We start from the raw sequence: 13,669 nt of genomic DNA on the forward strand, positions 1-13,669 counted from the left end.
GTGACGCCCCCGCGGTGCGGGGGCGTCACGAGGTAGGGGGGCCGACGCGGTGGGGCGGGCGGTCAGCCCTTGCCGTGGCCCCCGCCGCCGAGGAACTTCTCGAAGCCCTTGGGCAGCTGCAGGTCACCCAGGCCCTGGTCGCCCTGACCCGTGCCCGTCGCCTCCTTGCCGGAGTCCTTGCCGGACCCGTTCCCCTCGGCCAGGGCCCCCAGACCGCCGCCGTGGCCACCGGCCACGGCGCCGAGCCCGCCGAAGGCCGACTTCTTCTGCGGCGCGGCCTCCTCGGCCCCGCCGCCGCCGAACATCTCGTCGAGACGGCGCTGCTGGGCCTCCTCGGCCTTGCGAGCGGCCGCGGCCTCCTGCTGGGCGCGCTTGGCGGGGTTGCCGGACTTGGCCTTGGAGCGCTGGTTCTTGCCCTTCGCACCCTTCTTGCCCTTGCCGCCGGCACCACCCGGCATCGAGCCCATGCCGGGCATGCCCCCCATCCCCGGCATGCCGGGCATCCCGCCGCCCTTCTTGAACTGCTTCATCATCTTCTGGGCGGCGGTGAAGCGCTCGATGAGCTGGTTCACCTCGGAGACGGTCACGCCCGAACCCTTGGCGATGCGGGCGCGGCGCGAGCCGTTGATCTGCTTGGGGTGCGAGCGCTCGAAGGGCGTCATGGACTGCACCATGGCCTCCACCCGGTCGAACTCGCGCTCGTCGAGGGCCTCGATCTGGGCCCGCATCTGGCCCATGCCCGGCATCATGCCCAGCAACTGCTTGAGATTGCCCATCTTCTTGATGGCGGCCATCTGCTGCAGGAAGTCGTCGAAGGTGAAGTCCTCGTCGGACATGAACTTCCGCGACATCTCCGCGGCCTGCGAGCGGTCGAAGGCGCGCTCGGCCTGCTCGATGAGGGTGAGCACGTCACCCATGTCGAGGATGCGGGAGGCCATGCGGTCGGGGTGGAAGACCTCGAAGTCCTTGGTCTGCTCACCGGTGGAGGCGAACATGACCGGCTTGCCGGTGACCGAGGCCACCGAGAGGGCGGCACCACCGCGCGCGTCACCATCGAGCTTGGAGAGCACCACACCGGTGAAGTCGACGCCCTTGTCGAAGGCCATGGCGGTGTCGATGGCGGCCTGTCCGATCATCGCGTCGATGACGAACAGCACCTCCTCGGGGTTCACCGCGGCGCGGATGTCCGCGGCCTGCTGCATGAGCTCCTCGTCCACCGCCAGACGGCCGGCGGTGTCGATGATGACCACGTCGTGCTGGCGGGCCTGACCCTGGGCCACACCGCGGCGGGCCACCTCCACCGGGTCACCGAAGGAGCGCGTGCCCTCACCGCTCTCCAGCGCGGCGTCGTGGCCGTAGACGTTGCCCTTCTCCGGGGCGTACACCGGCACACCGGCGCGCTCACCGACGATCTCCAGCTGGTTCACCGCGTTGGGGCGCTGCAGGTCGCAGGCCACGAGCAGCGGGGTGTGCCCCTGGTCCTTGAGCCACTTGCCGAGCTTGCCGGCCAGGGTGGTCTTACCGGCACCCTGCAGACCGGCGAGCATGATCACCGTCGGCGGGCGCTTGGCGAAGCGGATGGTGCGCGTCTCGCCACCGAGGATGTCGACGAGCTCCTCGTTGACGATCTTCACGACCTGCTGGGCCGGGTTGAGCGCCTCGGAGACCTCCGCACCGGTGGCCCGCTCCCGGATCACCTTGGTGAACTGCTTCACCACCGGCAGGGCGACGTCGGCGTCCAGGAGCGCGAGGCGGATGTCGCGGACCGTCGCGTTGACGTCGGACTCGGTGAGCTTGCCCTTGCGCTTCAGGTTGCCGAAGGTGTGGGTCAGGCGGTCGGAGAGGCTGTTGAACACCCGGTGGATTCTACGTGCTGCAAGAATCCGCCCATGCCGACTCCCCACATCTCCGCCGGACCCGACGACTTCGCCCCCGCCGTGCTCATGCCCGGCGACCCCCGCCGCGCCGAGCGCATCGCCCACGCCCTCATGCCCGACGCCCGCCTGGTCACCGACGTGCGCGGCATGCTCGGCTTCACCGGCACCGTCGAGGTGGACGGCGTGGCCCACCCGCTCTCGGTGATGGGCTCGGGCATGGGCCAGCCGAGCGCGACCATCTACGCCACCGAGCTGTTCCGCGAGTACGGGGTGCAGCGCATCATCCGCGTGGGCACCTGCGGCGGGATCGCGCAGGGCGTGGCCGTGGGCGACGTGGTCATCGGCACCGGTGCGCACACCGACTCGTCCATGAACCAGGCGCGCGTGCCGGGCATCAACTTCTCCGCCGTGGCCGACCTGGAGCTGGCCGCGGCCGCCTGGGGCGCGCGGGAGAAGGTGACCGAGGGCACCGTGCACGCCGGCCCCGTCGTGAGCCGCGACCACTTCTACTGGGCGGTGCCGGGGATGGTGGACGGCCTGCGCGCCCACGGCACGCTCGGCGTGGAGATGGAGGCCGCCGCGCTGTACGGCGTGGCGCACGAGTTCGGGCGGCAGGCCCTGGCCGTGCTCACGGTGAGCGACCACCTCGTGGACGGCTCGGCGGACATGAGCGCACAGGAGCGCGAGACCCGCTTCGGCGGGGCGCTCGCCCTGGCGCTGGCCGCCGCCACCAGTTGAGGGGCCCCGCGAACTGAGCGGCCGCCGGGAGCTGAGCGGTGCGGCCGGGCAGGACCGGGCTCACCGGGCCCACGACCGCCCTCCGGAGATCCGCACCCGTGCTGATCTCACCCTGCACCTTGCCGCGAGAACCGCACCCGTGCTGATCTCAACAGTCGAGATCAGCACGGGTGCTGAGGTCGGCACCGAAGGCAAGGCTAGAACCGCCCGGGTGCTGATCTTGGGGTGCGCGAGGCAAGGGCCACCGCGCGACGGCCGCTCTGTCGAGCAGCGCGTCCACGAGATCGGCGGCGCCATTGCCGGGAGCCGAGGGCGGACGAATTATCCGAGGCCTCCCACTTCCCATCCGCTTCAATTTCATGGGCGCGCATCTCATAGAGGCCCGCTCGAAAATTAAAGGCCACGCTGAGATCTCCCCTAGAAAGAAAATGCGCCGCAACCAATGCGCAACCGAGAAGTATCGCAATCGCAATCGCAATCGCAATCACCGCGTTCACCGGACCCACAAACGGAGACCTAGGCGACGCCAGACTGTCTAACCACGGAACAAATAATCCCGCCGCCACACCAAGTACAACTCCCCAAATAATGTTCCAGTATGTGCTCCACTGACTGGCGGCAGAGTCAGCGCACCGACGACACAAAAGCGCGTACTGCCTTGCTTGTCCAGGATCATCAATGCGGTTCGGCGCAGGGAGTGTTACTCCATTCAGTCGCCGCAACCGAACACCTTCAACGCGCTCCTCCGCATCTGGATCGAAGAACCCCTGCAGCCATGAGTCCGACTGCTGGCTCGCAATTGCCCGAATGGCGGGATTGAGCTTGACCACGATCTACCCGCGACTCAGTCCAGCAGGGCGTCCACGAAGTCCTCGGCCACGAAGGGCGCGAGGTCGTCCGGCCCCTCGCCCAGGCCCACGAGCTTGACCGGCACCCCGAGGGCCCGCTGCACGGCCACGACGATGCCGCCGCGCGCGGTGCCGTCCATCTTGGTGAGCACGATGCCGGTGACGTCCACCGCCTGGGCGAACACCTCGGCCTGCTTCATGCCATTCTGGCCGGTGGTGGCGTCCAGCACCAGCAGCACCTCGTCGATGCGGCTGCGCTTCTCCACCACGCGCTTGACCTTGGCCAGCTCGTCCATGAGCCCGGCCTTGTTGTGCAGGCGCCCGGCGGTGTCCAGCAGCACCACGTCCGCCTCGGAGTCCACGCCCTGGGCAACGGCGTCGAAGGCCACCGATGCCGGGTCGGCCCCCTCCTTCTCGCTGCGCACGGTGCGCACCCCGACGCGTTCACCCCAGGTCTGCAGCTGGTCGGCGGCCGCAGCGCGGAAGGTGTCCGCGGCGCCGAGCACGACGTCCTTCTCCTCGGCCACGAGCACGCGGGCCAGCTTGCCCACGGTGGTCGTCTTGCCGGTGCCGTTCACGCCCACCACGAGCACCACCGACGGGCGGTCGCCCTGACGCGTGGCGGCGATGCCGCGGTCCATGGTCGGGTCCACCAGGCGCACCAACTCCTCGCGCAGCCAGCCGCGCACCACGTCGGGGTCGGTGGTGTTCTCCACCCGCACCCGGGTGCGCAGGTTGTCCACGAGCTCGGTGGTGGCCTCCACGCCGAGGTCCACCGCGAGCAGGGTGTCCTCGACCTCCTCCCAGGCCTCCTCGTCGAGGTCGCCGGAGGAGAGCAGCTTGAGCAGCGCCTGCCCCACGGCGTTGTTGGAGCGCGAGAGGCGCGAGCGCAGGCGGTGCAGGCGCCCCTGGGCCTCGTCGGGCACCTCCACACCCGGCTCGCGCGCGTAGTCCGCGGGGGTGCCGGTGGTGCCGTCGACCTCCGGCTCGAGGACCTCCGCATCCGTGCCGCCCACGCGCTCCGGCGGGATGGTGGAGCGCTCCCGCAGGTGGGTGGCCCCCTCGCCCGCGGCCGGCGCGTCGGTGCCCGGGCCGGCCGTGGTCACCGGGTCGGTGCGCCGGTTGGTGTCGATGACGGCACCCTTGGCGCGCTCGCCGTAGGTCGACTTCTTGGCCGGCGTGTGCTCGATCGGCGGGCGGGTGGTGGTGCGCGGCTCCTGCTCCGGCGGGGCCTGCGTGGCGCCGCCCGCCTTGGCGCGCAGCCACGCCCAGGTGCCGCCACCCAGGAGGCCGACGGTCAGGCCGCCGGCGATGAGCTGTTCGTAGAGTTCGTCGAGGAAGAAAGGCACGGCCGCAGTCTGGCACGCACCGCTCAGGCGCGCGGCAGGTCCACGTCCTTGAGCCGTTGGCTCACCACCTGGCTGATGCCGTCGCCCTTCATCGAGACGCCGTAGAGGGCGTCGGCGACCTCCATGGTGCGCTTCTGGTGGGTGATGACGATGAGCTGGCTGGAGTCGCGCAGCTCCTCGAAGAGCTGGATGAGGCGGCCCAGGTTGGTGTCGTCCAGGGCGGCCTCCACCTCGTCCATGATGTAGAAGGGCGAGGGGCGGGCCTTGAAGATGCTCACCAGCAGTGCCACGGCCGTCAGTGAGCGCTCGCCGCCGGAGAGCAGCGAGAGCCGCTTGACCTTCTTGCCCGGCGGCCGGGCGTGCACCTCGATGCCGGTGGTGAGCATGTCCTCGGGGTCGGTGAGCTCCAGGCGCCCCTCGCCGCCGGGGAACAGGCGGGAGAACACGCCCTCGAACTCGCGGGCCACGTCCGCGTAGGCCTCCTCGAAGGCGGTGCGGACACGCTCGTCCACCTCGGCCACGAGGTCGAGCAGCGCCTCCTTGGAGCTCACGAGGTCGTCGAGCTGGCCGGCGAGGAACTGGTGGCGCTCCTCCATGGCCGCGTACTCCTCCAGCGCCAAGGGGTTCACGGCGCCGAGGGCCTTGAGGTCGCGCTCGGCGCGGCGCAGGCGCTTGGCCTGCTCGTCGCGCACGAAGGGCACGGTGGCGGGGTCGCCGTCCTCGTCCACGGACTGCTCGCCGTCGTCGTCGAGCACCGGCACGGGCACCTCGGGGCCGTACTCGGACACCAGCGGCCCCGGCTCCATGCCCAGCTCGTCGGCGGCGCGCTGCACCAGGGACTCCACACGCAGGCGCATCTCGGCACGGGCCACCTCGTCGCGGTGCACGGCGTCGGTGAGCTCGCGGACGCGGTCGGTGAGCTCGGCGATGCGGGTGCGGCGCGCGGCGAGCTCGGAACGCTGCTCGGCGCGTGCGGCCTCGGCGCCCTGCCGGCCGGCCTCGGCCTCCTCACGGGTGGCCTCCAGGCGCTGCACCAGGGCGGTGGCCCGCTCGGCGATGCCGCGGGCGTGCTCCGCGGCGCGGCGGCGCTGGGCGGCCCGGCGAGCGGCGTCCTGGCGGGCGAGCACCTCGTTGCGGGCCTGGGCGGCCAGCGCGTCGCCGCGGCCGGCGATGGCCTTGAGGCGCTCGGCGGCGGTGCGGGCGGCCAGGCGGGCCTCGGTCTCGGCGGTGCGGGCCTGGGCGGCGGCCGTGGCCAGTCGCTCCCGCTCGGCAGTGTCGTCCGCGGCGTCGGGCGCCTCGGCGGCCTCGGTGCGGGCGGCCTCCAGGCGCTCCTCGAGGGCGGCCAGGTCCTGCTCGTCGGCCGCGGCCTCGGCCCGCCGGGCCTCCAGGCGCTGGGTCGCCTTCTCGATGGTGGAGGCGGCCTGCCGCTCGGCCTGCGCGGCCTGGGCGAGCTCCTCGGCCACGGCGGCCATGCGGGCGTCGGACTCGTGGAGGGCGGCCAGGGCCTCGTCGGCGGCCGGCTGGGCCTGCGCGAGGCGCTCCTGGGCGGCGTCGCGGGCCTGCTCGGCGGCGGCCACCTCCTCGCGGGCGGTCTCCAGCTCGGCCAGGGCGCGCTCGTGGTCGGCGGCCACCTCCACGGCCGACGGTCCGGCCGAGGAGCCGCCGGTGACGCGGTGGCGGGTCCACAGCTCGCCGGTGGCGGTGGCCACGGCCTGCACGGCCGGCTCGGTCTGCAGCACCTGCTGGGCGGCGGCCTCGTCGGCGGCCAGGGCGGTGCCGGACAGCGCCTCGGCCACCGCGTCGGCCAGGGAGGTGGAGACCTCCACCACCGCGAGCGCCCACACGGCCTCGCCGGGCAGGGCGGTCGCGGGAGCGCGCTCGGCCAGGGCGGTGGTGGCCGCATCCGCGCGGTCCCCGAGCAGCAGGGTGGCCTGCCCGGCATCGTGCTGGGCCAGGTGGGCCAGCGCGGTGGTGGCGGCCGCGCGCCCGTCCACGACGAGCGAGCCCGCCACCGGGCCCAGGGCGACGGCCAGCGCGGCCTCGTGGCCTGGCGCCACGGAGAGGTGGTCGGTGAACTCTCCCAGCACGCCGGCGGGGCCGTCGTCGGCCACGAGGGTGGCCGAGCCGTCCCGGCGCTGCAGGGCCACCGCCAGGCCCTCCACGCGGGCGGTGAGCCGCTGCACCCCCTGCTGGGCGGCGTTGAGGCGGTTGCGCGCGTCCTCCAGCGCGGCCCGGGCGGTGTCCACCTGCTCCTGGGCGGCCTCGTACGCGGCATCGAGGCCGGCCTCCCCGGACTCGGCCTCCTCCATGCCGCCCTCGAGCTCGGCCAGCCGCGCAGACGCGGCCTGCGCGGCCTCGCGCCCGGCGGCGATGTCGGCCTCCAGCCGCTCGATCTCGGCCTGCGCGGAGGCCACCCGCGAACGCCGCACCTCGACCTGCCCGCCGAGCGTGGCCAGCCCCTCGCGACGGTCGGCGGCGGCCTTGGCCAGACGCTCCAGACGCTGCACCTCGGCACCGTGGGCGGCCTCGGCCTCCTTCTTGGCCGCGGTGGCCTCGGTGAGGGCGGCCTCGGTGGACTCGATGCGCTCGCGCTCGTCGGCCTCCTGCTGGCGCAGCTCGGCGGCCTGTCGCTCCAGCTGCGCGGGGTCGCGTCCGCTGCGGCTGCGCTGCTCCGACTCGGTCGCGTCGCGCTCGGCCAGCCCGGCCCGCTCGGTGGCCAGGCGGCCGGCGGCCCGGGTGCGCTCCACGAGGGTGCCCAGCTCGAACCAGGCGCTGCGGAAGGCGTCGTGCCGCTCGTCGGCGGTGGCCACGGCGCGCTCCAGCTCCTCCAGCCCCTGCGAGGCGGCAGCCAGAGCGGCCTCGGCCTCCTGCCGGCGGTCCAGGGCGGCCTTCTCGTCGGCGAGGTCGGTCTCCAGCGCGGCCTGCTGCTGCACGAGGTCGTCGGCCAGCAGGCGCGCACGGGCGTCGCGGACGGTGATGTGGATGACCGCGGCCCGGCGGGCGGTGGCGGCCTGACGCCCCAACGGGCCCAGCTGGCGGCGGATCTCGGCGGTGAGGTCGCGGACGCGGGCGAGGTCGCCCTCCATCGCGTCCAGCTTGCGCAGCGCCTTCTCCTTGCGGCGGCGGTGCTTGAGCACGCCGGCCGCCTCCTCCACGAAGCCGCGCCGGTCCTCCGGGGTGGCGCGCAGCACCGCATCGAGCTGGCCCTGCCCCACGATGACGTGCATCTCGCGGCCGATGCCGGAGTCACTGAGCAACTCCTGCACGTCGAGCAGGCGGCAGGGCGCGCCGTTGATGGCGTACTCCGACCCGCCGGAGCGGAACATGGTGCGGCTGATCGTCACCTCGGAGTAGTCGATGGGCAGCGCACCGTCGCTGTTGTCGATGGTCATGGCCACCTCGGCGCGGCCCAGCGGCGCGCGGCCGGAGGTGCCGGCGAAGATGACGTCCTCCATCTTGCCGCCGCGCAGCGACTTGGCGCCCTGCTCGCCCATCACCCAGGCCAGGGCGTCCACGACGTTGGACTTGCCCGACCCGTTGGGCCCCACGATGGCGGTGATGCCCGGCTCGAGCTCCATGCGGGTGGACGAGGCGAACGACTTGAACCCCTTGAGGGTCAGGGACGTCACGTACACGGGTGGGGGCTTCCTGTCAGCGGGCGGTCACGGCGGCGGCCGTCGCGTCATCCTACGGAAGGGCGCCCCGCGTCCTGGGGCCGCGGGCGCGCGTCACTTCTCGACGAAGCCCGTCACGCCCTCCCGCGCGTCACCCTCCTGGCGCACCACGGCGTCCACGCGGCCGGGGCGGCCGTGCGACGAGGGGTCCTCGCGCAGCAGGGCCTCCAGGGCGGCGATGTCCGCGCCGCGCCCCTGGGCCACCACCTCCACCCGTCCGTCGGACATGTTGCGGGCGTGCCCCACCAGCCCCAGCTCGAGGGCGCGGCTGCGGGTCCACCAGCGGAAGCCGACGCCCTGCACGTGGCCCTTCACGAAGAGGGTGGCGCGGCGGTGGCCGGCAGAGGGGGTGGGCGTCTCCTCGGGTGGGGTCATGGGTGCTCCTGCGGGTCGGTGGTGCGGGCCCCCAGTGTGCCTCCCAACCGGGCCAGCAGGGCGCTGAGCCCGTCGGCGGCCCGGCCGTCGGTGCGTCCCGAGGTGTGCACCACGAGGTCCCGGGGCGTGGCCACCGGCAGCCCGGCGGCTCGCAGGGCCTGCACGAGGGCGACGTCCTCGCCCCGGGCGCGGTGCGGGAAACCGCCGATCGCGAGGTAGGCGTCCGCACGAACGGCCAGGTTGGCCCCATAGGCGTGCCAGTGGCCTCGCGCGTGCAGGCCGGTGGCCACCTCGGCGTCGTAGGCACGGCGGGCCTCCGGGGGTGCCTGCCAGCCGACCAGGTCCACCAGCCCTGCCACGGCGACGGCGTCCTCGGCGCGTGCTGCGGCGAGGGCCCGGGTGAGCCAGTCGACCGGGACGCGGGAGTCGGCGTCGGTGGTGAACAGCCAGGTGTGCGCGGGGTCGCCTGGGTCCAGGCCGTGCCGCAGCGCGCGGTCACGCACCTGCCCCACCGTCTCCGAGACGCCGTCGAGCAGCACCTCGCCGGTCACGTGCTCCGGCAGGGGGCCGGCCAACACCCCGTGTGCGAGGGCGGCCGTGGCGTCCCGGCACCGGTGGGCAGCGACCACGAGGTGCACCTGGTCCGCCCTGCCCGCATCCACCCTGACCGCCTCCCCCGCAGCCGCGACGAGGGCACCCAGCGCGGCGGGGAGCAGCTCGGCCTCGTCGCGCGCCGGCACCCCGATGACGACGCGGGTCACGCAGGCTGCCCCAGCCCGACGGCGGCCCGGTCGGCGGGGTGCTGGGCGAGGTAGACCTCCAGGTCGGCCACGCTGCGCGCCAGGTCCTCGTCCTGTGCCAGACCCACCGCCCCGCCGAGCACGCGCACGTGGCCCAGCACCCGCGTGCCGGCCGAGGCCACCACGGCGCGGACCTCCTGCGAGAGGCCTGCCAGCGCCTCGCGGGTGCCGGCACCGAGGGCGTCCCACTCCCCCATCGACCCCGGCGGCATCAACTCCTCGAGCCGGCGACCCGCCTCCTGCAGCACGGCCCCCGCGGCCACCAGCTCGGTGCGCACCAGACCGTGGCGCCGGGCACGCTCGGGGCTCGGCGGGGCCCCGGCCCCGAACCGCCCGGCCTCGCGCGCCACCCGCACCGTCGCTCCCCACCACACCGCGGCCACGCCCACCCCACCGGGCAGGAAGGCCGGACGCGCCAGGTACCAGCCGGGTGCCCCCACCTCGGCGGAGGCGGCACAGGTGGTGCGGACCGGCACCGTCCAGGAGCGCGAGGTGGCCATGGCGGTCACGGGCCACGAGGCGGGGTCGCCCTCCCAGCCCGCCACGGGCAGGTCGAGCAGGCGGTGGGTGCCCTCGGCGTCCACCGCCGTGACCAACGCCCGGTCCAGCACGCCGACCCCGGAGGCGAAGCGCAGCTCACCGGACACCTCCCAGCCACCTGGCACCGGGCGGGCGACCGGTCCGCTGCCCCGGGAGCGGGAGGCCCACACGCCGTACAGCGCGCCGGGCTCGGGCGTGCGGCCGGCCTGGGCCAGCACACGCACGGCGTCGGCGTGCCCCTCGGCCAGACGCGACCACCCGATGTCGGTGGCGCCCCGCCGCGCGAGCGCGTCGAGCAGCTGCGGCCAGGTGAGCCCCGCCCAGTCCACGTCGGCCGTGAGGCGGTGCACGGCATCGCGGAGGGTGGCCGGGTCGGTCGACCAGCGCGGCAGGTCACCGACCTCCAGCGGGGTCGGCAGGTCGATGAGGTGGGTCACGGGGGTCATGTCTCCTCCGGGGCGTCGTGGGCGGTCGGGCTCGAGGCGGTGCGCGTCCAGGAGTCGAGCACGAAGTCCTCCTCGCGGTGCCCCACGCGGTGCCTCCACCCGGCGGTCCGCAGGCCGGTGTCCAGCTCGGCCTGGGCCGCAGTGCCCGACAGGTGCGCGTCGCCGGGGTGGTGGCGCCAGGTGACGGCCAGCACCTCGGCCCGCGGTACGCCGTGGACCGCGGCCTCCAGCACGGCGGGCAGCGCCCCGCGGGTGGCGTCGTCGAGGTAGTAGAGCACCTCGGAGAGCACCACCAGGTCGCAGCCCACGGCGGCCACGGGGCGGTCGGGCAGCACGCACCGGGTGGCCCGTGCGCGGTGCCCCGCGGCGGCCAGCCGGGCGGCGCTGAGCTCCACGGCGCGGGCGGCGGCGTCGCTGGCCACCACCTCGTCACAGCGGTCCAGCAGGTCGGCGGCCAGGTGGCCGGTGCCGCTCGCGGCGTCCCAGGCCCGGGCGTAGCGCTCCCGGGTGAGGGCGGCCAGGACGACGGTGCGCTTGCGGCGCTCGTACCAGTGGGTGCCCACCCCGAAGGGGTCGTCCTGCCCGGCGTACCAGGCGTCCACGTCCGGTCCCCGGCTCACGCGACCTCCCCCGGGGCGCCCACGGCCAGGCGCTGCACGCCGTGGTGGGCCAGCGCCCCCGGCGGCACGACCGCGCCCCACCCGGGCACCTGCTCGGTGGTCTGCGAGGGGTAGCAGGTCAGCGCCGCCCCGCGGGCGGCCTCGGTGTGCGCGGGGGTCCCGACGACCGCGAGCCGCCACCCGGTGGCGGCGAGCTGCTCCGGGCGGCACCAGACCGTGGCCCAGACAGGGAACTCGAGCACCTCGATGCCGCGACGGCCCGCCTCCCGCGCCACGACCTCGCCCAGGGCGGCGTGGTCGGGATGCGGGTCCAGGCGCCAGGGCACGAGCACGGCGGACGGAGCCGACTCCTCGAGCACCGCGGCGACCCACGCCGCCAGCTCGTCAGGGCGTGCGTCGAGCGCCCCGTCGGGGAGCCCACCCCATCGACCCGGGCGGGCGCCGAGTGCGGCCACGGCGGCGAGCCACTCGGCCCGGCGCACGGCCCCCACGTCGTCCACCCCGGGCACCGGACGGCCCAGGTAGCACCCCTCCCCCGCGGTGGCGCAGTGCGCGGTGGCCCCGACGGTGCCCGCCAGGTGGGCCACGAGCCGCCCGGCACCGATGACCTCGTCGTCCGGGTGCGCCGAGAGGACCGCCACCGGGCCGGCCACCGCGGGCAGGGGCAGGACGGATCCCTCGGCGGGCGCGGGCAGCGACTCCGGCGCGAGGCACCCGGGACGACGGGGTGGGGTGGGGTCGGGGATCAGCACGCCCCCACTGTCACAGCCCCGGCCGGTGCCCGCACCCCGGACGACGCGCGCTCAGGGCAGAACCGAGATCTTCTGCCAGATGCGCGCCGCCAGGTCGCTGGCCAGCGACTCCACGTCCGAGACCGTGTCCAGCACCACGTCGTCGCCCGAGGCCTCGGCGCACAGGGCGGCCACCTTGCCCACCATCGAGAGCATCTCGGCGCAGTAGTCCAGGTAGTGCGCCATCTCCTCGCGGGTCATGGGGTCGCGCACCGAGGCGCCGGTGGGCACGTAGTCGGCGCGCAGGTGCTCGGGGTCCTTGGTCACCTGGTGCATGTCGATGACGTGCGCCGTGGACCGCAGCCGGTGCAGCAGCCCGAGCATGCGGGAGCGCTCGTGGCGTGCGGGCGCCATCATGAGGAACCAGATGGCCAGGGCCGAGAACACGAGGTCGTTGACGCCGGTCTCCAGCAGGGCCAGCAGGTCGGCCGGCTCTCCCAGGCCGTCGGCGCGCAGGTCGAGCACCACCTGCCCCACCACCACGGCGGTGGCCACGGCCAGAGCGGCGGCCAGCAGGCCGGTCACCCAGCGCATCACCCGCAGCCGCAGGCGGCTGGAGTCCGAGGTGTCCTCCACCTCGTCGGCCAGGGAGCGCAGGTGGTCGGCCACGCCGGCCAGGGAGCGCTCGGGGAAGCGGGCGCGGATGCGGCGGGCCAGCCGGTCGATGGAGGCCTGCACCGCATCGGCCTCGAGGTGGTCGGGCACCCACTCGCCACTCACCGGACGTCCCCCTTCGGCGCGTGGCGCGGGCGGGTCTGGCAGGCGGGGCACCAGTGGGAGCTGCGGCCGTCGAAGGGCGAGCGCAGCACCGTGGCGCCGCACCGCGGGCAGGGACGGCCCTGCTGGCCGTAGACCGCCAGGCGGCGGTCGAAGTAGCCGCTGGCGCCGTTGACGTTGACGTAGAGGGCGTCGAACGAGGTGCCGCCCTGCTCGAGGGCCTCGGCCATGACGTCCTGCAGGTGGCCGATGAGGCGGCGCGCGGCCGGGCGGGTCAGCGCGGTGCCGGGGCGCTCCCCGTGCACGCCGGTGCGCCACAGCGCTTCGTCGGCGTAGATGTTGCCCACGCCGCTGACGAGACCTTGGTCGAGCACGGCGCGCTTCACCGGGCCACGGCGCGTCACCAGCCGGGCGGCCACGACCTCGGCGTCGAAGACGGCCTCGAAGGGGTCGGGCGCGATGTGGGTGGTGCTCGCCGGCACCCCGCCGGGGTGGTCGCCGCCGAAGGGGTCGGTCACCAGCGGCTCGACGGACCACCCGCCGAAGGTGCGCTGGTCGGCGAAGCGCAGCGAGGGGCCCTCGTCCTCGAAGTCGAGGCGGGCGTGCTCGTGGCGCACCGCCGGGTCGTCCGGGGGCAGCACGAGCATCTGGCCGCTCATGCCCAGGTGGGTCACCAGCGCCGAGGCGTCGTCGAGGGCGAGCCAGAGGAACTTGCCGCGCCGCTCGGCCGAGGTGGGCGTGCGCCCGGTGAGGCGCTCGGCCAGGGCCGCGGCCCCACCTGCGTGGCGCCGGGCCACGCGTTCGCCGCGCACCTCGGCCACTGCGATGCGGCGGCCCACCACGTGGTCGGCCAGACCGGCGCGGACGACCTCGACCTCGGGGAGCTCAGGCACC

11 protein-coding genes are annotated in these 13,669 nt (G+C 74.6%); 1 reads left to right on the plus strand and 10 read right to left on the minus strand.

What is annotated here, in order from left to right; genetic code table 11:
• Nucleotides 1–62: 62 nt before the first annotated feature.
• Nucleotides 63–1,856 (minus strand): signal recognition particle protein, encoded by a 1,794-nt coding sequence (ffh, locus tag ACFFHC_RS02190; protein ID WP_379802673.1) that lies wholly within the window; start codon nucleotides 1,854–1,856, stop codon nucleotides 63–65.
• 33 nt (nucleotides 1,857–1,889) lie between these two features.
• On the opposite strand from ffh, the gene deoD reads away from it, so the two are divergent.
• Nucleotides 1,890–2,615, plus strand: a complete 726-nt coding sequence (gene deoD, locus ACFFHC_RS02195; protein ID WP_379802676.1) for a purine-nucleoside phosphorylase — start codon at nucleotides 1,890–1,892, stop codon at nucleotides 2,613–2,615.
• Nucleotides 2,616–3,459: 844 nt separating this feature from the next.
• Here the strand turns inward: deoD and ftsY are convergent.
• From ftsY to mutM, 9 genes are all read right to left on the minus strand, one after another.
• Nucleotides 3,460–4,812, minus strand: coding sequence for a signal recognition particle-docking protein FtsY (ftsY, locus tag ACFFHC_RS02200; protein WP_101849421.1), 1,353 nt, complete (start codon nucleotides 4,810–4,812; stop codon nucleotides 3,460–3,462).
• Nucleotides 4,813–4,835: 23 nt separating this feature from the next.
• A complete protein-coding gene (smc, locus tag ACFFHC_RS02205) occupies nucleotides 4,836–8,447 on the minus strand; it encodes a chromosome segregation protein SMC (protein ID WP_379802679.1) in 3,612 nt (1,203 codons plus the stop codon).
• A gap of 93 nt (nucleotides 8,448–8,540) precedes the next feature.
• Nucleotides 8,541–8,861 carry an acylphosphatase gene (locus ACFFHC_RS02210; protein ID WP_070705656.1) on the minus strand — a complete coding sequence of 107 codons (321 nt, stop codon included), beginning with the start codon at nucleotides 8,859–8,861 and terminating at the stop codon, nucleotides 8,541–8,543.
• Nucleotides 8,858–9,622 carry a glycosyltransferase family 2 protein gene (locus tag ACFFHC_RS02215; protein ID WP_070705657.1) on the minus strand — a complete coding sequence of 255 codons (765 nt, stop codon included), beginning with the start codon at nucleotides 9,620–9,622 and terminating at the stop codon, nucleotides 8,858–8,860. The genes ACFFHC_RS02210 and ACFFHC_RS02215 overlap by 4 nt, the downstream gene beginning before the upstream one ends.
• Complete coding sequence (locus ACFFHC_RS02220) at nucleotides 9,619–10,647, minus strand: hypothetical protein (RefSeq protein ID WP_101849420.1); 1,029 nt, start codon at nucleotides 10,645–10,647, stop codon at nucleotides 9,619–9,621. Before ACFFHC_RS02220 ends, ACFFHC_RS02215 begins: the two co-directional genes overlap by 4 nt.
• The gene (locus ACFFHC_RS02225; protein ID WP_379802684.1) at nucleotides 10,644–11,267 is read right to left on the minus strand and encodes a class I SAM-dependent methyltransferase; all 624 of its coding nucleotides are present in this window, start codon (nucleotides 11,265–11,267) and stop codon (nucleotides 10,644–10,646) included. Before ACFFHC_RS02225 ends, ACFFHC_RS02220 begins: the two co-directional genes overlap by 4 nt.
• The gene (locus tag ACFFHC_RS02230) at nucleotides 11,264–12,019 is read right to left on the minus strand and encodes a PIG-L deacetylase family protein (RefSeq protein WP_379802686.1); all 756 of its coding nucleotides are present in this window, start codon (nucleotides 12,017–12,019) and stop codon (nucleotides 11,264–11,266) included. Before ACFFHC_RS02230 ends, ACFFHC_RS02225 begins: the two co-directional genes overlap by 4 nt.
• 51 nt (nucleotides 12,020–12,070) lie before the next feature.
• Complete coding sequence (locus ACFFHC_RS02235; RefSeq protein ID WP_202820454.1) at nucleotides 12,071–12,778, minus strand: hypothetical protein; 708 nt, start codon at nucleotides 12,776–12,778, stop codon at nucleotides 12,071–12,073.
• Complete coding sequence (mutM, locus tag ACFFHC_RS02240; protein ID WP_070703699.1) at nucleotides 12,775–13,668, minus strand: bifunctional DNA-formamidopyrimidine glycosylase/DNA-(apurinic or apyrimidinic site) lyase; 894 nt, start codon at nucleotides 13,666–13,668, stop codon at nucleotides 12,775–12,777. The genes ACFFHC_RS02235 and mutM overlap by 4 nt, the downstream gene beginning before the upstream one ends.
• Nucleotide 13,669: the final 1 nt, after the last annotated feature.

Source organism: Kytococcus schroeteri (assembly GCF_042433515.1).
In the GTDB taxonomy this organism is placed as follows: domain Bacteria; phylum Actinomycetota; class Actinomycetes; order Actinomycetales; family Dermatophilaceae; genus Kytococcus; species Kytococcus schroeteri.

Excerpts from the sequence above, each read along its gene's own strand:
- ACFFHC_RS02210 (WP_070705656.1), bottom strand. The coding sequence starts at position 8,861 with ATGACCCCACCCGAGGAGACGCCCACCCCCTCTGCCGGCCACCGCCGC.
- ACFFHC_RS02220 (WP_101849420.1), bottom strand. The coding sequence starts at position 10,647 with ATGACCCCCGTGACCCACCTCATCGACCTGCCGACCCCGCTGGAGGTC.
- deoD (WP_379802676.1), top strand. The coding sequence starts at position 1,890 with ATGCCGACTCCCCACATCTCCGCCGGACCCGACGACTTCGCCCCCGCC.